General features: G+C 70.4%; 18 protein-coding genes, 1 tRNA gene and 5 pseudogenes. 11 read left to right on the plus strand and 13 right to left on the minus strand.

What is annotated here, in order from left to right; all coding sequences use genetic code 11:
- Positions 1-89: 89 nt before the first annotated feature.
- Complete coding sequence (locus tag AOQ37_RS15260; protein ID WP_062645020.1) at positions 90-1,079, minus strand: helix-turn-helix domain-containing protein; 990 nt, start codon at positions 1,077-1,079, stop codon at positions 90-92.
- A gap of 216 nt (positions 1,080-1,295) precedes the next feature.
- Between AOQ37_RS15260 and AOQ37_RS15265 the strand changes: the two genes are divergently transcribed.
- Positions 1,296-2,498: a saccharopine dehydrogenase NADP-binding domain-containing protein gene (locus tag AOQ37_RS15265; protein ID WP_062645021.1), complete on the plus strand. Its 1,203-nt coding sequence runs from the start codon at positions 1,296-1,298 to the stop codon at positions 2,496-2,498.
- A 35-nt stretch (positions 2,499-2,533) separates the two neighbouring features.
- Here AOQ37_RS15265 and AOQ37_RS15270 read toward each other — a convergent pair whose 3' ends face one another.
- From AOQ37_RS15270 to AOQ37_RS38725, 6 genes and pseudogenes are all read right to left on the minus strand, one after another.
- A complete protein-coding gene (locus tag AOQ37_RS15270; RefSeq protein WP_062645022.1) occupies positions 2,534-3,595 on the minus strand; it encodes a YihY/virulence factor BrkB family protein in 1,062 nt (353 codons plus the stop codon).
- Between the two features lie 111 nt (positions 3,596-3,706).
- The gene (locus AOQ37_RS15275; RefSeq protein WP_062645023.1) at positions 3,707-3,994 is read right to left on the minus strand and encodes a DUF4190 domain-containing protein; all 288 of its coding nucleotides are present in this window, start codon (positions 3,992-3,994) and stop codon (positions 3,707-3,709) included.
- Positions 3,995-4,148: 154 nt separating this feature from the next.
- Positions 4,149-4,460 (minus strand): NIPSNAP family protein, encoded by a 312-nt coding sequence (locus tag AOQ37_RS15280; protein ID WP_062645024.1) that lies wholly within the window; start codon positions 4,458-4,460, stop codon positions 4,149-4,151.
- Between the two features lie 22 nt (positions 4,461-4,482).
- Positions 4,483-4,905: a hypothetical protein gene (locus tag AOQ37_RS15285; RefSeq protein ID WP_159401345.1), complete on the minus strand. Its 423-nt coding sequence runs from the start codon at positions 4,903-4,905 to the stop codon at positions 4,483-4,485.
- A gap of 296 nt (positions 4,906-5,201) precedes the next feature.
- A complete protein-coding gene (locus AOQ37_RS42275) occupies positions 5,202-5,513 on the minus strand; it encodes an Imm32 family immunity protein (RefSeq protein WP_445407263.1) in 312 nt (103 codons plus the stop codon).
- Positions 5,499-5,922 (minus strand): annotated as a pseudogene (locus AOQ37_RS38725) (hypothetical protein); the annotation flags it as partial. The pseudogene AOQ37_RS38725 and the gene AOQ37_RS42275, both read right to left, overlap by 15 nt.
- Between AOQ37_RS38725 and AOQ37_RS41300 the strand changes: the two are divergent.
- Positions 5,912-6,112, plus strand: a pseudogene (locus AOQ37_RS41300) (replication initiator); the annotation flags it as partial. The pseudogenes AOQ37_RS38725 and AOQ37_RS41300 sit on opposite strands and share 11 nt — an antisense overlap.
- Positions 6,111-6,329: pseudogene (locus AOQ37_RS41305) on the plus strand (tyrosine-type recombinase/integrase); the annotation flags it as partial. The pseudogenes AOQ37_RS41300 and AOQ37_RS41305, both read left to right, overlap by 2 nt.
- A gap of 139 nt (positions 6,330-6,468) precedes the next feature.
- Here AOQ37_RS41305 and AOQ37_RS15295 read toward each other — a convergent pair.
- Positions 6,469-6,542, minus strand: a tRNA-Gly gene (locus AOQ37_RS15295).
- A 527-nt stretch (positions 6,543-7,069) separates the two neighbouring features.
- Here AOQ37_RS15295 and dcd point away from each other — a divergent pair.
- Together dcd and AOQ37_RS15305 are read left to right on the plus strand one after the other, a co-directional pair.
- Entirely contained in the window at positions 7,070-7,645 is a 576-nt protein-coding gene (gene dcd / locus AOQ37_RS15300; RefSeq protein WP_062645026.1) for a dCTP deaminase, read from the plus strand.
- Between the two features lie 11 nt (positions 7,646-7,656).
- On the plus strand, positions 7,657-8,160 hold the full coding sequence (locus AOQ37_RS15305; protein ID WP_062645152.1) for a phosphoribosyltransferase: 504 nt from the start codon (positions 7,657-7,659) through the stop codon (positions 8,158-8,160).
- Between the two features lie 30 nt (positions 8,161-8,190).
- On the opposite strand, the pseudogene AOQ37_RS41310 reads toward AOQ37_RS15305, so the two are convergent.
- A pseudogene (locus AOQ37_RS41310) lies at positions 8,191-8,428 on the minus strand (aldo/keto reductase); the annotation flags it as partial.
- On the opposite strand from AOQ37_RS41310, the pseudogene AOQ37_RS38740 reads away from it, so the two are divergent.
- Positions 8,422-8,638 (plus strand): annotated as a pseudogene (locus tag AOQ37_RS38740) (MmyB family transcriptional regulator); the annotation flags it as partial. The pseudogenes AOQ37_RS41310 and AOQ37_RS38740 sit on opposite strands and share 7 nt — an antisense overlap.
- Before the next feature lie 154 nt (positions 8,639-8,792).
- On the opposite strand, the gene AOQ37_RS15310 reads toward AOQ37_RS38740, so the two are convergent.
- From AOQ37_RS15310 to AOQ37_RS15320, 3 genes are all read right to left on the minus strand, one after another.
- Positions 8,793-9,575, minus strand: coding sequence for a hypothetical protein (locus AOQ37_RS15310; protein ID WP_234436909.1), 783 nt, complete (start codon positions 9,573-9,575; stop codon positions 8,793-8,795).
- Between the two features lie 209 nt (positions 9,576-9,784).
- Positions 9,785-10,885 carry a Yip1 family protein gene (locus AOQ37_RS15315; RefSeq protein WP_062645028.1) on the minus strand — a complete coding sequence of 367 codons (1,101 nt, stop codon included), beginning with the start codon at positions 10,883-10,885 and terminating at the stop codon, positions 9,785-9,787.
- Positions 10,886-11,042: 157 nt separating this feature from the next.
- The gene (locus AOQ37_RS15320; protein WP_062645029.1) at positions 11,043-13,334 is read right to left on the minus strand and encodes a heterodisulfide reductase-related iron-sulfur binding cluster; all 2,292 of its coding nucleotides are present in this window, start codon (positions 13,332-13,334) and stop codon (positions 11,043-11,045) included.
- A 363-nt stretch (positions 13,335-13,697) separates the two neighbouring features.
- On the opposite strand from AOQ37_RS15320, the gene AOQ37_RS15325 reads away from it, so the two are divergent.
- From AOQ37_RS15325 to AOQ37_RS15345, 5 genes are all read left to right on the plus strand, one after another.
- A complete protein-coding gene (locus AOQ37_RS15325; RefSeq protein WP_062645030.1) occupies positions 13,698-14,936 on the plus strand; it encodes an MraY family glycosyltransferase in 1,239 nt (412 codons plus the stop codon).
- Positions 14,937-15,031: 95 nt separating this feature from the next.
- Positions 15,032-16,870 (plus strand): molecular chaperone DnaK, encoded by a 1,839-nt coding sequence (dnaK, locus tag AOQ37_RS15330; RefSeq protein ID WP_062645031.1) that lies wholly within the window; start codon positions 15,032-15,034, stop codon positions 16,868-16,870.
- Complete coding sequence (grpE, locus tag AOQ37_RS15335; protein ID WP_062645032.1) at positions 16,867-17,523, plus strand: nucleotide exchange factor GrpE; 657 nt, start codon at positions 16,867-16,869, stop codon at positions 17,521-17,523. Before dnaK ends, grpE begins: the two co-directional genes overlap by 4 nt.
- Before the next feature lie 39 nt (positions 17,524-17,562).
- Positions 17,563-18,738: a molecular chaperone DnaJ gene (gene dnaJ, locus AOQ37_RS15340; protein WP_062645033.1), complete on the plus strand. Its 1,176-nt coding sequence runs from the start codon at positions 17,563-17,565 to the stop codon at positions 18,736-18,738.
- Positions 18,739-18,743: 5 nt separating this feature from the next.
- Positions 18,744-19,196 carry a heat shock protein transcriptional repressor HspR gene (locus AOQ37_RS15345; protein WP_062645153.1) on the plus strand — a complete coding sequence of 151 codons (453 nt, stop codon included), beginning with the start codon at positions 18,744-18,746 and terminating at the stop codon, positions 19,194-19,196.
- Between the two features lie 187 nt (positions 19,197-19,383).
- Here AOQ37_RS15345 and AOQ37_RS15350 read toward each other — a convergent pair whose 3' ends face one another.
- Complete coding sequence (locus AOQ37_RS15350; RefSeq protein ID WP_062645034.1) at positions 19,384-22,467, minus strand: hypothetical protein; 3,084 nt, start codon at positions 22,465-22,467, stop codon at positions 19,384-19,386.
- Between the last annotated feature and the right edge of the window lie 27 nt (positions 22,468-22,494).

A 22,494-nucleotide genomic window follows, 5' to 3' on the forward strand; every position in this document is an offset into this window, starting at 1 on the left:
ACGACCCGCCTACCGCGGTCCTGCCGGTGACGCGGCCGGGCCCGGTCCGCCGGTGCGGTCCGCCGGTGCGGTCCGCCTGTCCGGTCCGGCTATCCGGTCCGCCTGTGCGGTCCGCTTGTCCGTTCCGCGTCGGGCCCGGAGCGGAAGGTGCGGCGGTAGGTGTCGGGAGGCACGCCCACCGTGCGGTTGAAGTGCCGGCGCAGCGTCGTGGCGGTGCCCATGCCGGTGGCCGTCGCGATGACGTCGACGACGTCGTCGGTGGTCTCCAGCAACTCCTGGGCGCGGCGGATCCGTTGGGTCAGCAGCCATTGCAGCGGGGTGGTGCCGGTCACCGTCCTGAAGTGGCGGCCCAGCTGGCGCGAGCTCATCCCCGCCCGGCGGGCCAGGTCCTCCACGCCGAGCGGCCGGTCGAGGCGTTCGATCGCCCAGGGCAACAGCGAGGCGAGCGGATGGTCGTCCCGGTCGGGCACCGGCGCGGCGACGAACTGGGCCTGGCCGCCCGCCCGGTGCGGTGGCACCACCAGCCGGCGGGCGACGGCGTTGGCGACGGACGAGCCGTGGTCGAGCCGGACGAGATGCAGGCACAGATCCATCGCGGCGGCCTTCCCGGCGGAGGTGAGCACGCTGCCGTTGTCCACGTAGAGCACGTCCGGATCGACCTCCAGCCGCGGATGGCGGGCGGCCAGGACCTCGGTGTGCGCCCAGTGCGTGGTGGCGCGCCTGCCGTCCAGCAGTCCGGCGGCGGCCAGCACGAACGCGCCCGTGCACAGGGAAGCCACCCGCGCTCCCGCCTCGTGGGCCGCGCGCACCACCTCGACGAGTCCGGCGGGCGGCTCCTCGTCGACGTCCGCCCAACCGGGGACGATCACGGTGTCGGCGGGCCCGAGGCGGCCGAGACGGTCGAGCCCGTGGTCGGGCTCCAGCCGGAACCGACCGACCCGCACGGCGCCCGACCCGCACACCTCGACGTCGTACCAGGGGACGGTCACGCCGACCGGAGCGGAGCCGAACACCTCGTACGCCATGGACAGTTCGAAGTGCAGCATGCCGTCGGTGACGGCGAGCGCGACGGTAGCCATGTCCGAAAGTGTACGGGGCATGTCGTTCCGGACACTCCCCCGGAGCGCCCCGCCCTCGCCAGGATGTTCACGACGGATCACGCGGCTCGCGCGGAGCGTTCGAGGACGGGGGACACCATGGGAACGGCAACGGGGGCAGGGTCGACCGGGGCTGGGGCTGGGGCTGGGGCTGGGGCAGGCGCAGGGTCGGGGTCGGGGGCGGGGCGGACGGTGCTGGTGTACGGCGCGTACGGCCACACCGGACGCTTCGTGGTGGCCCGGCTGCTGGACCGCGGATTCGTCCCGGTCCTCTCCGGCCGCGACGCCGGGAAACTGCGGGCGGCGGCGGCAGGGGTGTCGGCGGCCGGGGCGGTGGGAGCGGCGGCAACAGCGTCAGCGGCGGCAGCGGTGGCGGTGGCGGTCGCGGACACACCCGCACCCGGACGCGCACCCGAACCCGCACCCGCACCCGAACGCGCACCCGAACCCGCCTCCGCTTCCGCCTCCGCCCCCGCACCCGGGCCCGAGATCCGGCCCGCGTCGGTCGACGACGCCGCCTCGCTCGACCGCGCGCTGACCGGTGTGGACGCCGTGATCAACTGCGCCGGGCCCTTCGCCACGACCGCCGCGCCGCTGATCGAGGCGGCCCTGCGGGCCGGGATCCCGTACGTCGACGTGGCGGCCGAGATCGAGGCCAACCTCGACACGTTCGCGCACTTCGCGGACCGCGCCCGTGCGGCGGGAGTGGTGATCGTCCCCGCGATGGCCTTCTACGGCGGTCTCGGCGACCTGCTGGTCACCGCCGCGATGGGCGACTGGACGGCGGCCGACGAGGCGACCGTCGCGTACGGACTGAGCGGATGGCACCCGACCCCCGGGACCCGCACCGCCGGTACCGTCTCGCGGGAGCGGCGCGGCGGCCGGCGCGTCCGCTGGACGGGCGGCCGGCTGGAGTACCACGACGACCCGCCGACGCTCCTGAAGTGGCCGTTCCCCGAGCCGCTGGGCACCCGGGAGGTCGTCGGGGAGTTCACGATGGCCGACGTGGTCACCGTCCCCAGCCACCTCTCGATCCCCGTCGTGCGCACCCATATGACGACCGCGGCGGCCACCGATCTCGCGACCCCGGACACCCCGGCGCCGACCGCGACCGACGCCGAGGGGCGCTCCGACCAGACCTTCGTCGTCGACGCCGTCGTGCGCTGCGGTGGCACGGAACGGCGCGCCCTGGCGAGCGGCCGGGACATCTACGCCGTCAGCGCGCCGCTCGCGGTGGAGGCGGTGCACCGCGTCCTCACCGGCCGGACCCGCACGGTCGGTGTCGCCTCCGCCGGCGCGGCCTTCGACGCGCCGGACTTCCTCCACGCCCTGTCCCCGGACATCTCCCTGTCCTCGGACATCCCCCGCGCCCCGCACCTCTCGCGGCGGACGGCGTCCTGAGCGGGGCCCCGGGCGGCGCGTCGCCTCCGCGAGGGTCAGGACCCGAGGCGGCGGTGGTCCTCCTCGTCCCACGCCCGGGTGTCGCGCGGCTCGACGTACGGCTCCTCGTCGGCGGGATGGCCACCGGCGACCGCTCGCTGCCGGACCATCTCCGCGTCGAACTCGAGGCCGAGCAGGATGGCCAGGTTGGTGATCCACAGCCACACCAGGAAGATGATCACGCCGGCGAGAGTGCCGTAGGTCTTGTTGTACGAGCCGAAGTTCGCCACGTACAGCGCGAAGCCGGCGGACGCCGCCAACCAGATCACCAGGGCCAGGAAGCTGCCCGGCGTGACCCAGCGGAAGCCTCGCACCCGTGCGTTCGGGGTGGCCCAGTACAGGACCGCGATCATCACCGTGACCAGTACCACCAGCACCGGCCACTTGGCGATCGACCACACGGTCAGCGCCGTGTCGCCGACCCCGAGGGTGGTACCGACCTGCCGGGCCAGACTGCCGGTGAACACCACGATCAGCGCGCTGATCACCGCCATGACCATCAGCAACACGGTCACCCCGACCCGCACCGGCAGCACCTTCCACACCGGACGGCCCTCGGGGATGTCGTACACCGCGTTGGCGCTGCGGATGAAGGCGGCGACGTAACCGGAAGCCGACCACACCGCCAGCACCAGACCCACGATCGCCATGAGCGAGCCGACCCCGCCCTTGCCCTGCATCTGCTGCACCGCGTTGCGCAGGATGTCCTGGGCCGGGCCCGGCGCGAGCTTCTGGATGTTGTCCAGGACCGTCTGGGTGGCCGACTGCCCGACGATGCCCAGCAGCGACACCAGCGCCAGCAGCGCGGGGAACAGGGCCAGGATCGAGTAGTAGGTCAGCGCGGCCGCCCGGTCGGCCAGCTCGTCCTTCTTGAACTCCTTCAGGGTGCCTTTCAGCACCGCTTTCCAGGAGCGTTTGGGCAGGTCCGTGGGCTTGTCAGGGGCCTGCCGCTCCACCTGCTCGGCCGGACCGACGGCGGCCGGATCCTGCCGGGGCCCGCCGTCGCGGTCGACCGTGTGCTCGTCGTGCCGCCTGTGCGGCTTCAGTGTCCGTGCCATTCCGCACGGGTATCCGGCTGAGCGCCACACATGCGTAGAAATGACATATATCGGACTTTTCTCTTCGGTGGCGCGCCACCGAAGAGCCGCGCGGGGGCGCGGCCGCGACCGTCAGCCGCCCACGTACCAGCTGAATCCGCCGTTGCTGGCGGCGAGGATCAGGAGCAGGACCCAGAGCACCACGTCGACGATGCCGAGGATGATGCCCGCCTTCGCCATCCCGGCGCCGTTCGCGACCGACGCCTGCCGCCGGGAGACGACACCGAAGACGATGGCCAGCGGACCCAGGACGATGTTCAGGACGAACAGTCCGACGATGCCGCAGCAAAGGCTCGCGATCGCCAGACCGTTGGTACGTGATCGGGGGGACGCGGTGGAAGGGCCGCCATAACTCGTCATGGAAGACTCCAGGTTGTCGATTGCGCGCGGACCGGACGGCCCCCGCGCTCCTCACTCCTGACTCACCACTGCGAGTGCCCCTCCGAGCCGCTCCCATGTCGACGACCCGTCAGACGCGTTGCCGAACAGGCGACTTCGCGGGCCGGGCCGCCGTCTACGACCCGTCGTCGAGCGGCCGGAGGAAGCGGCGCTCGTACCGCCTGATGCAGCGGGTGTCCCGCGCCAGCCGCAGGGCCTCCTGGCACTCCGGGTCCGACAGGCTGTCCGTGCGGTACCGCTCGTACGCGGCCAGGCCGGGAAAGGAGAAGAGGGCGTAGGCGATGTCACTGTCGCCCTCACTCGGCAGGAAGTAGCCGTGATGCGTTCCGCCGAAACGGTTCACGAGCCGGACCCAGCGACGTCCGTACTCCTCGAAATCCTCGATCTTGTCGGGGTCGATCTCGTACTTCAGATGAATAGTGATCACCCCCGAATGATGCCGCGCCGCGTCAGGAAAGTGCCCCCGCCACAGCCCCGGCCACAAGCAGCAGACCGACGAACAACTGGAGTACGAGACCCGCGCGGGATCCGAAGGAGGCCAGGTAATACGCGCTCTCAGCGGACGAGGGCTTACGCGCGTCGAAGACGACGGGAACCTCCTCGCCCTCCCACGGAGGCGGCTTCGGGGCGGTGACGAGCGCCCACACCTCCTCGCCGTCGGCCGTCCGGAACGAGCAGTTCAGTCTCTCCACCGCCGTACCGCCGCGGCGTATGCGCTCCGTGCAGACGGCCAGGGTCTCCACCCCGCTCTTCCTCAGCCGGCGGTCCCGCAGCTGCTGGGGAACGAACAGGAGCGACGCTATGCCGAAGGGAACGGCGATGATCAGGAACGGGATGCCGTAGTTCGTGGTGCTCGCGAGCGTGGTGTACATCTGCGTTCTCCCCCTGTGATACGCGTGGTGCCGCAGCATACAAACGGCCACCGGGAACTCCCCGCGCCCACCTCCACGCACCCACACCGATTCCCCGGCGGATCAGGCCGTGGTCGGCCTGGTGATCCGGCGTTCGAACCCACCCCCGGACGCGTGACGGCGGCTCTCGCCGGACATGCTGATGCAGCAGAGTCATCCGCACGGCCCTCGTGCGAAAACCACGATCGCCAAGGCGTCCCGACTGTCCTTGCCTTCCCGGGTCCCTTGAACGCCACGGCCCGTAGGGCTGGCACGCGTCATTCGTCGTCACATCGCTCCAAGACCAGGCCTACGGAGCCCTCTTCGAGCCCGTTGTTCTGCTCCAAGTGAAGATGAGCACCGTCCGGTGTGCCGTCTCGGGCGAGCGTGAGGAGGTGGCCGGCCAGGGTCTTCACCCCGGCAGCGTTTGCCTCTATGACGATCTCACCACCCAGGTTGCGGACCTCGATGCGTGCGCCTTCCTCCCACGTGAAGATCCTGGTGACTCCATCGGTCGCCGCCTCTCGCCGTCGCGTCCGGCCCGGAGTACGCGATGCTTGGGGTATGTGTAGGAGGCCGCTGAGGTTCAGGACCTCTGTGAGATGGCGGAACGTCGTGCGGGTGACTCCGCGGCTTCGAGCCTCGTTCTCGAATTCGTCGAGCTGCGGCAGCCCGGTCTCAGGATCGGGTTTCACCGCTGGCTGGTCCTTGAGCCGTGCGGCCTTGTTGCGCTCGTAGTCGATTTCCGAGTAGCCGCAGACCCAGCGGCTGTGTGCCTCGACCTCGTCCAGAGTGGTGGTCGAGAGGATGGCGCGGGCCAGCTCGTTGCGGTGCAGGGCGTCGTCCAGGTCGACTTCGTGGCGTCGGCTCATCGCCTCGCGCGAGGACGTCCAGGAGGTCGATCGAGGCGGGCTCCAAGCTACGGATCGGCTCTTCGAGTTGGCGCGTGACACCTTGGACGCCGTGATGCGGATCGATCGGGGCGAAGGTGTGCGGGAGCCGGCCGCGAGTCTCCATCTACCTCCGCCGGGAGAACGCCAAGCGCGCCGGCCTCACCCAACGCACCTTCCGCGACCACGCACGGGTCTCCTTCGTGAAGGTCGCCGATTACCAGAGGCGCGGTGCCGTGCACTTCCACGCGGTCATACCGTATCGACGGCCCGGAAGGCGGAGACACCCCACCCGCGGGGCTCCCGGACGGCTTCCGCTTCTACGATCTTCGCCACACCGGACACACGCTCTCGACCCGGTCGGGCGCGACCCTCAAGGACACGATGGTCCGGGCCGGGCAGTCGTCCGAGAAGGCCGCGCTGATCTACCAGCACTCCGACGAGGAGTGGCAGCGCGACCTGGCGGCCGGCCTCGACGACCTGGTCCGCGCCGAGCGGGCGAAGCACCACAAGGGCAAGGATCACGACCCCGCGCACCACAACGAGAAGCCCACGAGCAGCCAGCCACAGCCATATGGTGCGGATGTGGTGCGCGCCCTGGCCGCTGGTCTAGACAACAAAAAACCCCCGGGGTCGCGGACCTGGGGGTTTCATATGGAGCGGGTGACGAGAATCGAACTCGCGCTCTCAGCTTGGGAAGCTGATGTTCTACCATTAAACTACACCCGCGTAAGACGCCGGTTCGCACCGGTGTCGGAACGCTCCGTCACTCTACCTCATGCCGGGCCCCGGGCGATGGAGCCCCGGGGTCCGAGCGCGTTTCGGGGGAGGGATCCGGGTGCGAGGGGCCGGAGTTGGGGCGTACGGTGGGCTCGTGGAAGTGGGGTCGGGCGGGGTCGGAGTGCCGCCTGGAGGGCCGTCCCGTTCGTCCCGTAATGTGGCTTTCGTTGTCCGGTGGTCAGCAGCCGGACAGGGCTCTTGGGGAAGGGACTCTAGGACTTGATGGAGCGCACCGTCGTCCGTTGTGCCGATGGGCACGTGTTCAGCACCGCTTCGTTCCCGATGCAGCAGGCCGAGCGGCTCGGTCCCGGGCGGCTCGTCCGGTGTCCCCGGTGCACCCGGTTGCGGAGCGCCGTACCGGTGACGCTCGAGAAGCGGTAGCGGCGAGAGGAGCCGGCGGAGCCGGAGGGCCGCCGGCCTGGCGCGCGGAGACGTCCGATGGTGGTCGCTCCGCGCGCTTTGCGTATCCTCGGGGCGTGCTTCTCTCAGACAAGGACATCCGGGCCGAGATCGACGCCGGGCGAGTACGGATCGATCCCTACGACGAATCCATGGTGCAGCCCTCGAGCATCGACGTACGCCTCGACCGGCTGTTCCGGGTGTTCGAGAACCACCGGTACCCGCACATCGACCCCGCCGTCGAGCAGGCCGACCTGACCCGGCTCGTGGAGCCCGAGGGCGACGAGCCGTTCATCCTCCACCCGGGGGAGTTCGTGCTCGCGAGCACCTATGAGGTCATCACCCTCCCCGACGACCTCGCGTCGCGGCTCGAGGGCAAGAGTTCCCTCGGCCGACTGGGGCTGGTCACCCATTCCACCGCCGGGTTCATCGACCCCGGGTTCTCCGGTCATGTGACGCTCGAGCTGTCCAACCTCGCCACCCTGCCGATCAAGCTCTGGCCCGGTATGAAGATCGGCCAGCTGTGCATGTTCCGGCTCAGCTCACCGGCCGAGTCCCCGTACGGCAGCGAGCGCTACGGGTCCAGGTACCAGGGCCAGCGCGGGCCGACGGCCTCCCGGTCCTTCCTCAACTTCCACCGGACCCAGGTGTGAGCGGCGCGGACATGGCGCGGGAGAACCTGACCTACGAGCAGTTCGGCACCGCCGTCCGTGAACTCGCGCAGACCATCGCCGACGACGGTTACGTGCCCGACGTCGTGCTGAGCATCGCCCGCGGCGGTGTGTTCGTCGCCGGCGGCCTCGCCTACGCCCTCGACTGCAAGAACCTCCACCTGGTGAACGTCGAGTTCTACACCGGGGTGGGAACCACGCTCGAGATGCCCGTCATGCTCGCGCCCGTCCCCGACGTCATCGACTTCTCCAACAAGAAGGTCCTGATCACCGACGACGTCGCCGACACGGGCAAGACGCTCAAGCTCGTCCGCGACTTCTGCCTGGACGCCGTCGCCGAGGTGCGCAGCGCCGTCATCTACGAGAAGTCGCAGTCGCTGGTGAAGTGCGAGTACGTGTGGAAGCGGACCGACGACTGGATCAACTTCCCCTGGAGTGTTCTGCCCGTGGTGCGTAAGTCGGGGGAGCAGGTCACGCCCTCCAGGGAAGCGCTCTGATCGCACCCGCCCAGGGCGGGCGGCTCGGCCGTCCAGACGGCGCTCGGCGAGCCGGGTGACCATCTCGGGGTCGTGGTGGTCGAAGAACGGGGAACCGCCGGTGTCGAGGGTGGCGATCAGGGCCATCTGCTCGTCGGTCAGCCGGAAGTCGAAGACGTCGAAGTTCTCGGCCATGCGCTCGGCGCGCACCGACTTGGGGATGGCGACGACACCCGCGCCGGGTCAGCCAGCGCAGCACGACCTGCGCCACGGACTTGCCGTGTGACCGGCCGCAAGCCCGCCCAGAAGACCTTCCGGCACCCCCCGGGTCGGGACGGTCACCCTCACCTCGCAGTCCCTGCACGTGGAAGGCACGCCCGGCCAGCGCATCGGCGTCCACACCGCCGAGCCCGGCACACCCGACCACGACGCCCTGCTCCTCCTGGACATGACGGCACCGGTCGCCCCGACGCGGCACCCGACACCCCGGACTGGCTGACGCCCGCTCACGACGGCCCGGACCGTTGCCCGGACCCGGCGACGAGCGACGAGCGCCGGGCACCGGGCGCCGGGCGCCCCACGCACCGGAAGCTCCACGGCCGCCCGGTCCGGCCGTCTCCTGCGTCGGCCGGCCCGGTCCGGCTCACGGCCGCCTACTTGGCGCGCAGTACTTTGACGCCGTCCCGCTCGAAGTCGTAGACGTAGTCGTTGAGGCGGAGACCGTCGACCGCGCCGATCCACATGAAGTCCTGCCCCTTGCCCACGGCGACCGTGTAGACCGTCGGCCTGGCGTTGCGGGACGTGAACGCGGCCTTCAGCGCGGCGAAGGTGCACGGCGTGGCGAAGGTGCAGCCCGTCGTGGGGCCCGCGGTGCTCGTCAGGGCCCAGCCGCCGGTCCGCGTGGCGTCGAGGAACGGGCTCCAAGCGTTCGTGACCGGGGACGCGCCCGGCAGCCACACCAGCGAGGAGTAGTCGTCGGTGGAGTTCAGGTTCGGGTCGATCTCGAACTTGATGTTCGGCATGTTCCGCGGTCCGCCGTACTGGACGTTCTCGCTCGTCTGGAACACGTGGAAACCGATGCGCCGCAGCCCCAGCAGCGACTTGCCGAAGAAGTCCACCTCGTTGCCGAAGTCGACCTTCTCGCTGGGAGGGACCAGCGTGGTGGAGCTGTCCGCCACCTCGATGCCGAGGCTGCCTCGCCCGTACGGCGGCCTCGCGCCGGTGCCGGTCACGTCGTACGAGCCGAAGGGGCCGTTGCGGAGATCGGCGACCGGCGAGCCGATCGTGTTGCGGGCGATCACGCCCCAGTGGTCCGAGTGGGCTCGGCCGTCGTCCGTCCCGGCGGCTGCCGATCCGGGCAGGATCAAGGCGATGACGGCGACCAGCAGGGCGGCCACGAGCGCCGTTCCCCGCCCCACGCCAAAGCGAGCTTTCACGCGCACTCCTTGTAGGAGGTGTAGGGAACAGTCACCATAAATGACGCTCTGTAGTTGCGATGGTGCGACATGCGGTATTTTCGTATGGTTCGTCTCGCGCGGGAGCCCCGGGAGGGGCGTGCAGGATCGCTTTCGGTGACGGCATGCCGAAAGCCCCCGACCAGATCGTCGAGGGCCTTCGGCGTCGGCCGGTCACCGGCCGGGTGGTGCTAGAACGTGCCCAGCTTCACGATCGACAGCAGTGCGATCAGCTGGATCGACGCCGCGCCCAGCGCCTTCGGCCAGGGCAGGTCGTGGGAGCGGCTGACCATCAGGGTCAGCAGGGCGCCGGCCGCGACCCAGGTCGCCCAGCCCAGCAGCTGCACGAAGGACGCGTCGCCGCCGAAGAACATCGCGACGACCAGGCGTGGGGCGTCGGTGAGCGACATGATCAGCATGGAGAGGCCGACCGTGGGCTGCCAGGCGCCGTCGCCGCCCAGCTGGCGGGCCAGCGTGTGGGTGACCACGCCCAGGATGAAGGAGCTCAGTACCATCGCGACGGCTGTCGTCAGGACGATCGGGATCGCGTTGGACAGCGTCGCGTTGATCGCGTCCGCGCGGGTGTCGTCGAAGCCGAAGACCGCGAGCAGGCCGTAGAGGAACGTGACGACGAGGGCGGGGCCCCACATCGTGTAGTCCCGCATCTGGAGGAAGGTCTGCTTGGGAGTGAGGACGATGCCCTTCAGCAGCTCCTTCCAGTGCAGACGCGGACCCACCGGGCCCGCCGGGGCCGAGCCCGCGTGATACGTACCACCCTGGTTGTACTGGTCGTACTGCTGGTGGTCGTCGATCGAGAAGGCCTGGGTGTGGCCCGGATTGTTCGCGGCGTACGGGTCGTGCGGGACCCCGCCCGGACCGCCGGGACCGCCCGGGGCGCCGTACGGGGCGTCGCCGCCGAAGTACTCCGGCTCGTCGCCGTTCTGGCCGCCGTACCCTCCGCCGTTCGCCTGCGGCCACTGGCCGCCGCCCGCGCCCGTGCCGCCGTACTGCGGACGCTGCTGCGGGTACGGCTGCTGGCCCGACGGGTAGCCGTAGGACGGCCCAGAGGGTCCCGACGGTCCCGAGGACCGCGAGGGTCCCGAGGACCGCGACGGCCCCTGGGGCGCCTGCTGCCCGTACGGAGGGTGTTGCGGTCGCGCTTGCGGGGCACGGTTGTCCCGGCCGCCGCGTCCGATCCTGAATCCAGCCACGCCTTCGAACGTACCTGGTCCCGGAGAGTCACGTGCCCGGGCCTGCCGTCCGGGCACGGCTTTGCTGCCGAGCTGTGACATCCCCTAAGGGGAGCAACCGGACGGGAATCAGTGGTTGTTCAGGGGAGGGTCGTAGGGGGCGCGGGGGTTGTGGGGGGTGTGTGCAGGAGTGCGGGGGTGTATGGCGGCGCCCCCGTGTCCGGGGTGGGACACGGGGGCGCCGGTGGGGCCGTTCGGGCTATTTGACGGGTTGTGGTTCGGGTTCGTTCTCGGTCTGTGCCTCGCCCGCGGGGGGTTCGTCGTCGACCGGGGTCTTGACCGATTCCAGCAGGAGCTGGGAGACGTCCACGACCTGGACGGACTCCTTGGCCTTGCCCTCGTTCTTCTTGCCGTTGACCGAGTCGGTCAGCATGACCAGGCAGAACGGGCAGGCGGTGGAGACGATGTCGGGGTTGAGGGAGAGGGCTTCGTCGACGCGCTCGTTGTTGATGCGCTTGCCGATCCGCTCCTCCATCCACATCCGCGCGCCGCCCGCGCCGCAGCAGAAACCGCGCTCCTTGTGCCGGTGCATCTCCTCGTTGCGCAGACCGGGGACGTTGGCGATGATCTCGCGCGGAGGCGTGTAGATCTTGTTGTGACGGCCCAGGTAGCAGGGGTCGTGGTAGGTGATGAGGCCCTCGACCGCGGTGACGGGGATCAGCTTGCCCTCGTCGATGAGGTGCTGGAGCAGCTGGGTGTGGTGGATGACCTCGTAGTCGCCGCCGAGCTGCGGGTACTCGTTGCCGATGGTGTTCAGGCAGTGCGGGCAGGTCGCGACGATCTTCTTCGCCGACCGCGGCTTGCGCGAGGCCTCGGTGACCTTGCCGTCGTCGTCCATCTCCTCGCCGAACGCCGCGTTCAGCGCCATGACGTTCTCCATGCCGAGCTCCTGGAACAACGGCTCGTTGCCCAGGCGGCGGGCGGAGTCACCGGTGCACTTCTCGTCACCGCCCATGATCGCGAACTTCACGCCCGCGATGTGCAGGAGTTCGGCGAACGCCTTGGTGGTCTTCTTGGCGCGGTCCTCCAGCGCCCCGGCGCAGCCCACCCAGTACAGGTACTCGACCTCGGTGAGGTCCTCCAGGTCACGGCCCACGACCGGGACCTCGAAATCGACCTCCTTGAGCCACTCCAGGCGCTGCTTCTTCGCCAGCCCCCAGGGATTGCCCTTCTTCTCCAGGTTCTTGAGCATCGTGCCCGCCTCGGACGGGAACGCGGACTCGATCATCACCTGGTAGCGGCGCATGTCGACGATGTGGTCGACATGCTCGATGTCGACCGGGCACTGCTCCACACAGGCACCGCACGTCGTGCACGACCACAGCACGTCCGGATCGATCACACCGTTGTCCTCGGCGCTGCCGACCAGCGGCCGCTCCGCCTCCGCCAGCGCCGCCGCCGGCACACCGGCCAGCTGCTCCGCCGTCGCCTTCTCCTCGCCCTCCATCGACTTGCCGCCGCCCGCCAGGAGATAGGGCGCCTTGGCGTGCGCGTGGTCACGCAGCGACATGATCAGCAGCTTGGGGGACAGCGGCTTGCCGGTGTTCCAGGCCGGGCACTGCGACTGGCAGCGCCCGCACTCGGTACAGGTGGAGAAGTCCAGCAGGCCCTTCCAGGAGAACTGCTCGACCTGGGAGACACCGAAGACGTCGTCGTCACCCGGATCGGCGAAATCGATCGGCTTGCCGCCCGACGTCATCGGCAGCAGCCCACCCAGAGCCGTCGCACCATCGGCGTTGCGCTTGAACCAGATGTTCGGAAACGCCAGGAACCGGTGCCACGCCACACCCATGTTGGTGTTGAGCGAGACCACGATCATCCAGATGAACGACGTCCCGATCTTGATCATCGCGACGAGGTAGACCAGGTTCTGGAGCGTGCTGACGCCCAGCCCCTTGAAGGCCAGGACGAGCGGGTACGAGGCGAAGTAGCCGGCCTCGTAGTGCTCCACGTGGTGCAGCGCGCCCTCGAGACCCCGCAGCACGTAGATGGCGAGGCCGATGGTGAGGATGACGTACTCGACGAAGTAGGCCTGCCCGGCCTTGGAGCCGGCGAAGCGGGACTTGCGGCCGGCGCGCGAGGGCAGGTTCAGCAGGCGGATCGCCATGAGGACGACGATGCCCAGGATCGTCATCACGCCGATGAACTCGATGTAGAGCTCAAACGGCAGGAAGTCGCCGATGACCGGCAGCACCCAGTCGGCCTGGAAGAGCTGGCCGAAGGCCTGGGCGAGGGTCGGCGGCAGCGTCAGGAAGCCGATCGCCACGAACCAGTGGGCGAAGCCCACGATGCCCCAGCGGTTCATCCGCGTGTGGCCGAGAAACTCCCGTACCAGCGTCACGCTGCGCGCGTAGGGGTTGTCTGTCCGGGTTCCGGCGGGGAGCGGCTGGCCCAGCTTGAAGTACCGGACGAACTGGCCGATGGCACGTGCGATCAGGGCGACGCCGACCACGGTCAGAAGCAGCGACACGATGATCGCGGCGAGTTGCATTTGGGGGCTCCTCGGGCCTGCGAGGGAAATTACTAAGCGGTAACTTATGCAGTCCGTTTGAGACTACCCCGTATTCTCCGTCGCACTGTAGCGGGGTGCGGAGTGATCTCAGTCGCTGAGGGTTGCCTCAGAATCCGGTCAGGTTCGGGTCGGGTCGGGGTCGGGTCGGGGGTCGGTTCCGGGTGGGCCCCGGGGTCGGTGGAAGGGCGGGTTCCGGTGGGGATCCGGCCGTGAGGCGGTCGCGGGGCGGTCGTCGGTCGGTCGTCGGGCGGTGGTCGGGCGATCGTGGGGCGGTCGCGATTGGGTCGTGATTCGGCCGTGTTATTCGTACCAAATTGGTACATATGTGACTAATTTATATCCGTGCTCTACGGGATCGTCGCCGCCATCACCGCCCTGTTCCTCGCCGCCGTCCTCGCCGCGCTGCTGCGCGTGCCCGCCCTGCGCCTGGGGTTGCTCGACCGCCGGCAGCGTCAGCGGCGGGTACCGCTGTTCGGGGGTGCCGCCGTGGTGCTCGCCACCTGTCTGGTCGCCGTCGCCGGCGACTGGACGGGCATCGCCCCGCTCGGCGACGGCATCGAGGTGCTGCTCGTCGCGGGGGGCGCCGTCGCCGCACTCGGACTGGTGGCGGACGTCTGGCGGCTCCATGTGCGGTTCCTGGTGACGGGTACGGCGGTCGCGGCCGCCTTCGTGGTGCCGTACGGCGAGACCGGGGTGGCCGCCGGAGTGGTGGGTGTCGGCTGGATCACCTTCGTCGCCCTGGCCTTCCGGTCGCTCGACCACGCCGACGGGGTGGCCGGAACCGTCGGGGTCGTCACCGCCTTCGGGGTGGCCGCCTGCGCCGCCGTCGAGGTCATGGACGGCCTCGCGGTGCTGCTGAGCGTTTTCGCCGCCGCGCTCACCGGGTTCCTGATGCACAACTGGCCTCCCGCGCGTGTCGCCCTCGGGGCGTGCGGGTCGCTCTTCGCGGGATTCCTCCTCGCGGCGGCCGCCGTGATCGCCCGCGCGGGACACGCTCCGGTGGCCGGCGCCGGAGTGCTGTTCGCGCTCACCGCGGTCGCCGTGGCCGATGTCGTCCTCGTCGTGCTGTCCCGACGGCTGGCCCGACGGCCGCTGCCGCGGGGTGCGTCCGATCATCTCGCCCATCGGCTGCGGCGGCTGGGGCTCACCGCGCAGGGGGTGACCGTGCTGCTCGGTGTGGCGGCCTTCGCCGCGGTGCTCGTCGGGGTGCTGGTGCACGGGGGATGGGCCGACGCGCGGGCGGTGTTGTGGGTGGCGGGCGGGGCACTCGTCGTCGTGCTCGGGATGCTGCGGGTCGCGGTGTACGGGCCGCCACGCGCGCGTGGCCGTCGTGCCCGGCAGGTCCGGCGCGCGCAGCGGGCTCCCGCGCCGCGTCCCGGGTCGGGGTCGGGTCCGGGGTCGGGTCCGGCGGTCGGTCCGAGGGCGGGCTCGGAGTCGCGTTCCGGGCCGGGTTCCGCACCGGTGTACGCGCCCCGGCGTCAGTCCGAGGACCCTGCGCATCACCCGGAGCCCGGGGTGCGGCGACCCGGGAGATCTGTATCGCCGCAGGTCAACGCCTCCTTGCGTGTAAGGAACGGATAAGAGTTGAGTGGGGCCGACTCAGGTCTGTTGACCCAGAGGTGAGCCTCGTGCACACTTGAGTCCGTTCCACTCAAGTCAGCTGGAGGAAGATCACCATGGCACGTGCGGTCGGCATCGACCTGGGCACAACCAACTCCGTCGTCAGCGTTCTGGAGGGCGGCGAGCCCACCGTCATCACCAACGCCGAGGGTGCCAGGACCACGCCGTCCGTCGTCGCCTTCGCCAAGAACGGTGAAGTGCTCGTCGGCGAGGTGGCCAAGCGCCAGGCAGTCACGAACGTGGACCGGACCATCCGCTCCGTGAAGCGTCACATGGGCACGGACTGGACGATCGAGCTCGACGGGAAGAACTTCAACCCGCAGCAGATGAGCGCGTTCATCCTTCAGAAGCTCAAGCGCGACGCCGAGGCGTACCTGGGCGAGAAGGTGGCCGACGCGGTCATCACCGTCCCGGCGTACTTCAACGACTCCGAGCGTCAGGCGACGAAGGAAGCCGGTGAGATCGCCGGTCTCAACGTCCTTCGTATCGTCAACGAGCCCACCGCGGCCGCGCTCGCGTACGGCCTCGACAAGGACGACCAGACGATCCTCGTCTTCGACCTCGGTGGCGGCACGTTCGACGTGTCCCTCCTGGAGATCGGTGACGGCGTCGTCGAGGTGAAGGCCACCAACGGTGACAACCACCTCGGTGGTGACGACTGGGACCAGCGTGTCGTCGACTACCTGGTGCAGCAGTTCAAGGCCGGCCACGGTGTGGACCTCGCCAAGGACAAGATGGCGCTCCAGCGTCTGCGCGAGGCCGCCGAGAAGGCGAAGATCGAGCTGTCCTCGTCCACCGAGACCTCGATCAACCTGCCCTACATCACGGCGTCCGCCGAGGGCCCGCTGCACCTGGACGAGAAGCTCACCCGCGCCCAGTTCCAGCAGCTGACGGCCGACCTGCTGGAGCGCTGCAAGACGCCGTTCCACAACGTCATCAAGGACGCCGGCATCAACCTCTCCGAGATCGACCACGTCGTTCTCGTCGGTGGTTCGACCCGGATGCCCGCCGTCGCCGAGCTCGTCAGGGAGCTGACCGGCGGTCAGGACGCCAACAAGGGCGTGAACCCGGACGAGGTCGTCGCCATCGGCGCCGCGCTCCAGGCCGGTGTCCTCAAGGGTGAGGTCAAGGACGTCCTGCTCCTCGACGTGACCCCGCTGTCCCTCGGTATCGAGACCAAGGGCGGCATCATGACCAAGCTGATCGAGCGCAACACGACGATCCCGACGAAGCGTTCGGAGATCTTCACGACGGCCGAGGACAACCAGCCGTCGGTGCAGATCCAGGTCTACCAGGGCGAGCGCGAGATCGCGGCCTACAACAAGAAGCTCGGCATGTTCGAGCTGACCGGTCTGCCGCCGGCGCCGCGTGGCGTCCCGCAGATCGAGGTCGCCTTCGACATCGACGCCAACGGCATCATGCACGTCACGGCCAAGGACCTCGGCACCGGCAAGGAGCAGAAGATGACCGTCACCGGCGGCTCCTCGCTGCCGAAGGACGAGGTCGACCGCATGCGCCAGGAGGCCGAGCAGTACGCGGACGAGGACCACCGCCGCCGCGAGGCCGCCGAGTCCCGCAACCAGGGCGAGCAGCTCGTCTACCAGACGGAGAAGTTCCTCAAGGACAACGAGGACAAGGTCCCGGCCGAGGTCAAGACCGAGGTCGAGGCCGCCGTCGAGGAGCTGAAGGCCGCGCTCAAGGGCGAGGACACCGCCGAGATCCGCACCGCCACCGAGAAGGTCGCCGCGGTCTCGCAGAAGGTCGGCCAGGCCATGTACGCCGACGCCCAGGCCGGTCAGGCCGCCGACGCCCCCAAGGCCGACGCCCCGAAGGCCGACGACGACGTCGTGGACGCCGAGATCGTGGACGACGAGCGCAAGGACGGTGCCGCGTGACGGAGGAGACCCCGGGCTTCGAGGAGAAGCCCGACGTCCCCTCCGGCGCCACCCCTGAAGACGCCGAGCCGAAGGCCGCCCCCTCCTCCGCCTCGGCGGCGGGGGAGGCCCCGGCCGGGGACGCGAACCAGACAGCCGGTCTGGTGGCCCAGCTGGACCAGGTGCGCACCGCTCTGGGTGAGCGCACCGCGGACCTCCAGCGCCTCCAGGCCGAGTACCAGAACTACCGCCGCCGGGTCGAGCGCGACCGGATCGCGGTCAAGGAGATCGCCATCGCGAACCTCCTGACCGAGCTCCTGCCCGTCCTCGACGACATCGGCCGCGCGCGGGAACACGGCGAGTTCGTCGGCGGCTTCAAGTCGGTGGGCGAATCGCTGGAGACCGTCGCGGCCAAGATGGGCCTCCAGCAGTTCGGCAAGGAGGGCGAGCCCTTCGACCCGACGATCCACGAGGCCCTGATGCACAGCTACGCGCCCGACGTCACCGAGACGACGTGCGTGGCGATCCTTCAGCCCGGGTATCGGATCGGCGAGCGCACCATCCGCCCCGCGCGGGTGGCCGTCGCCGAACCGCAGCCCGGTGCCCAGGCGGCGAAGGCCGACGAGGCCGAGGTGACGGACGACAAGGAGAGCGGTGGCCCGGACGAGGGCTGAGCTCGATCGGATGAGTGAGCGGGAGGAGGGACGTCGAGGATGAGCACCAAGGACTTCGTCGAGAAGGACTTCTACAAGGTCCTCGGCGTCCCCAAGGACGCCACCGAGGCCGAGATCAAGAAGGCGTACCGCAAGCTCGCCCGCGAGTTCCACCCGGACGCCAACAAGGGCAACACCAAGGCGGAGGAGCGTTTCAAGGAGATCTCCGAGGCGAACGACGTCCTCGGTGACCCCAAGAAGCGCAAGGAGTACGACGACGCCCGCGCCCTCTTCGGCAACGGCGGCTTCCGCCCCGGTCCCGGCGCCGGCGGCAACTTCAACTTCGACCTGGGCGACCTCTTCGGAGGCGGCGCCCAGGGCGGAGGTGCCCAGGGCGGCTTCGGCGGCGGCATCGGGGACGTGTTCGGCGGACTGTTCAACCGCGGCGGCCCCGGTACCACCCGTACCCAGCCCCGGCGCGGCCAGGACATCGACACCGAGGTCACCCTGACCTTCACGGAGGCGATCGAGGGCGCGACCGTCCCGCTGCGCATGTCCTCGCAGGCTCCCTGCAAGGCGTGTTCGGGGACGGGCGACAAGAACGGCACCCCGCGCGTGTGCCCGACCTGTGTCGGCACCGGCCAGGTGGCGAGGGGCTCGGGCGGCGGTTTCTCCCTGACCGACCCCTGCCCCGACTGCAAGGGCCGGGGCCTGATCGCCGAGCATCCCTGCCTGGACTGCAAGGGCAGCGGGCGCGCGAAGTCGTCGAGGACCATGCAGGTCCGCATCCCCGCGGGGGTGACGGACGGTCAGCGCATCCGGCTGCGCGGCAAGGGCGCCCCGGGCGAGCGCGGCGGCCCGGCGGGCGACCTGTACGTCGTCGTCCATGTCGGCGCCCACCCGGTGTTCGGCCGCAAGGAGGACAACCTCACGGTGACCGTGCCGGTGACCTTCACCGAGGCGGCCCTCGGCGGCGAGATCAAGGTGCCGACGCTCGGTGGACCTTCCCTGACGCTGAAGCTTCCGCCCGGCACGCCCAACGGCCGCACCATGCGGGCGCGGGGCAAGGGCGCGGTCCGCAAGGACGGCACCCGCGGCGACCTGTTGGTCACCGTCGAGGTGAGTGTCCCGAAGGACTTGTCGGGGAAGGCTCGTGAGGCACTGGAGTCGTATCGCGAGGCGACCGCGGGTGAGGATCCGCGGGCGGAGCTGTTCGAGGCCGCGAAGGGAGCATGAGAGTGATGGACGGCCGTCGGCGTAACCCGTATGAACTGACCCAGGAGACTCCGGTCTACGTCATTTCGGTGGCGGCCCAGCTCTCGGGCCTGCATCCGCAGACGCTGCGCCAGTACGACCGCCTGGGTCTCGTCTCCCCCGACCGCACCGCCGGACGGGGGCGCCGTTACTCGGCCCGCGACATCGAGCTGCTGCGCACGGTGCAGGCCCTGTCCCAGGACGAGGGCATCAACCTGGCCGGCATCAAGCGGATCATCGAGCTGGAGAACCAGGTCGCCGCGCTCCAGGCCAGGACGGCGGAGCTGGAGGCCGCGCTGGACGGCGCGGCCACGGCGATGCAGCAGCGGGAGGCGGCGGTGCACGCCTCCTACCGGCGGGACCTGGTGCCGTACCAGGAGGTGCAGCAGACCAGCGCGTTGGTGGTCTGGCGGCCTAAGCGGCAGCAGAAGTCGGACTGAGGTCCGGCGACAGTCATCGAGAGGAGGGCCCGGAGATTCGTCTCCGGGCCCTCCTCTCGTTCTGCACGGCTGTACGGCCGGCCCGTCGTTCCTTCACGGCCGGCCGGCCGTTCCGTACGTCCTCGATGGCCGTTCCCGTACGTTCTCGACGGCGGTGCCGTCCGTCCGTCGTCCACGACCCTCAGGTTCAGGTGTCCATATCGACGCCCGGGTCGGGCCGCTCGGGGCTCGGCGGCTGCTGTTGCGGCTGTTGCTGCGCGGGGGAGGGCGGCCGGCCGGCGCCGCCCCGGCGCAGACCCATCTGCCAGAGGTGCGAGCCCGAGACCTGCGGGGAGGGAGAGGCTCCCTTCGGGGCAGGGGCAGGGGCAGGGGCAGGGGCGGTGGCAGGGGCTGCGGTTGGGGGTTCGGCTGGGGCGGGCGGTGAGGGTCGGGCCGGGGTCGGCGTGGTGGTGGGGGCCGGGGTTGAGGGCTGGGTCGGGACGGAGGGCTGGGCCGGGGGTGCGGCGGGTGCCGATTCCGGGGTGGGTGTCGGGGCCGGTTCAGGGGTGGGTCCGGGGGTGGCGACGGGCTTCGGGTCCTGTTCCGCCGTGAGGTTCCGTTCCGCCGTGGGGTTCCGATCCGGTGCGGGGGCCTGGTCCGCTGCCTGGTTCCGTTCTGCCGCGGGGGCTTGGTCCGGCGCAGGGTTCCGTTCCGCCGCGGGGGCGGCCCGGTCCTGCGCAGGGGTCCGTTCCGCTGTCGGCTGGGTCTTCTCCTGGGGCAGGGTGGGGTTCTGGGGGCCGGCCGTCGGGGGCTCGGACGCGGGGCCCAGGTCCGGGCGTCGCCAGCGTTCCGGGATCGTCGACAGCCGGCGTACTGCCTCGGGGTCGCCGGCGGCCGCCGCCGCGACGGCGCGTGCGCGCAGGGCGCTCTGGCGGGCGATCGGGGAGAAGCCGGGGGCGGCGTTGCCGGTCTCGGAGGGCAGACCGCGCAGGCCCATTCCGTTCAGCGCGGCCTGGAGTCCCGTCTCCGGGGCGAAGACCTCGCGCGGCAACTGCCAGGAGGCGGCGCCGTCCACGTCGACGCGGTGCTCCCGGCCGTCCACGGTGAACGTGAGCCCGTAGCCGATGTACTGGTCGTCCCTGTCGAACAGCAGGTCCCCGGAGATCTGCCCACCCCGGTCGCGCACCTCGTCGGCGAGGACCTGGAGCGCGGGCGGGAGGGGGTTGGTGCGGCCGAGGCTGGAGACGTAGCCGGCCGCCCGGGCGGTCCTGCGTTCCCCGGTGGCCTCGACCACGTAGTCCGCCTGGAACCAGGTCTCCCCGTTCTCGTGCCGGTAGGTCTCGACCGCGCCCAGCTCCGTCCGGCCGATCGTCAGCCGCGGGTTCTCGCCCGTTCCGTAGCGGGCGAGCATCTCCGGGTACTGGACCTGGTGCCGGAGCGCGGCCGGCGGATTCGAGCCGACGATCGTGACATAGGCGTCGGGGTTCTCCCGGAGGATGATCTCGGCGTTCGCGACGCCGGTGCCGCCGGACCCCGCGATGATCCAGTGCTGGGCGGCGTGCGGGTCGAAGCGGTTCTCAGCGACCTCGTCGCCCAGCAGGGCCCGGCCCGCGGCGGCCTCGCGCGCCGCCTCCCACTTCCGCGTCGACTCGAGGGCGGTGAAGCAGTTCGTCATGCGGGCGGCGGCGTCGCCCTCCAGGCCCGCGGAGAGCGCCTCCTTCAGCATCGAGGAGTCCAGGGCCTCCAGCACGGTACGGGTGTCGGCGCCGCCCCGTTCGGCCTGGGTCAGCCAGGCGCGTACCTCGCCCGCGTGGGCCGTTCCCTGGCCTTCCAGCTCCCGCAGCCGGTCACTGATCAGCCGCACGGCCTCGGCGCGGCTCTCCACGCCCGTCCGGCCGCGTGCCATGCCCGGCACCACGTCCGGCGTGAGACCGGTCGCGATGCTCGGCGTCCCGTCGCACGCCACCCACAGCGGGGTCGCGCTCTCCTGGCCGTCCGGCCCCGACCCGCGTATCTCGGCGAGGAGTTCACCGTCCCGCCCCAGGCGCAGCCGGGCGTGGCCGTTCACCACGTCGCCCTGGGTGGCGAGCTGGTCCTCCCAGACCCGGACGGCGTGGATGGAGATGCGGTGCCGGGGGTCCTCGACGGCCGCGTACGGGTCGACGCCCATCCACTGCGCGAGGTCGCGGTCCTGGTCCGCGGACTGCACGATCCCGTTCCCGGGGTCCAGGTGCCAACGGCCCGCACCGTCCACCAGCAGCGCCTCCGGGTCCCGTCCGGTGAGGCTCGCGCCGCCGCCGATCACGACCTTGCGCAGCGGGAGCCGGCCTTCGGCGAGCTGCTCCTCCAGCGTCCGCACGGTGCGCTCGCTGACCTGGGCGCGGTACTCCGCCCACCGCTCGGCGGCGGGTTCCAGCTCGTCGCGGGGGAGCGGGAGGCCGTTCTGGTCGTAGCCCGGCATGGGCATGGTGACGTCGCGCCGCCCGATGAAGGCCTCCACCTGACGCTCCGCACGCAGCGCGGCGTCCCGGGAGGCCTGGAGCGCGGTGGCGTCGGCGGGAGAGAGGTTCTCGATGGGGTGGGCGAGGGCGTCGAGAAGGCTCACCGAGTCCGAGGACAGGGAGCCGTACGCCATCCGGTACCGGGCGCGGGCCGCTCTCTCCTCGGCCTGGAAGGCCGCCTCTTCGCTCATGGCGGCGGTGGGGCGCATCCCGTAGGGGTCGAGCAGCGCGGAGAACTGGGTACGTGCCTCCACCTGCTGCTGGGGGGACAGACCGGCGTCATTGCTGCGCTGGGCCAACCAGTTGAGCTCGCCTATGCGTCCCATGTCCGCGGTGGACAGCTGTGGTCCGGCCGGGAGTTCCGCGCCTTCGCGCAGCAGGTCTTCCCGGACGGGGGCCAGGCCGGCGGCCGAACGCTCGCGTACGGCGGTGAGTTCGCCGAGTTCGTGCGCGAGGACCCGTCCCAGCATCTCGGTCGGAAGGCGGTCGGAGATGCGGATGACATAGTTCTGTGAGGCGGTGTTCGTCGTCGTGTCGGCGATCGCTCCCGTCGCCAGCGGAATCGCATCCACCCAGATCTTGGCGGACTCACCCCGACTGTCGCGCAGCACGAAATACTGGCGCCCGTCGTCGGTCTGGGCCGGATCGAGGGAGGTCAGCCTGTCTCCCATGACGACGGCCGCGACCGCACCCATGTCCCGCCTCGCGGCCCACACGAGTTCCGCCTGCTGCGCCGGGCCGCCCGGACGGAGTGTTCCCCTGACGAACTGCGGATCGGCCGATGTGTCCACGTGATGCCCTCCCCCAGGCTCTGTACA

The sequence above is a fragment of the Streptomyces maremycinicus genome (assembly GCF_001184025.1).
In the GTDB taxonomy this organism is placed as follows: Bacteria; Actinomycetota; Actinomycetes; order Streptomycetales; family Streptomycetaceae; genus Streptomyces; species Streptomyces maremycinicus.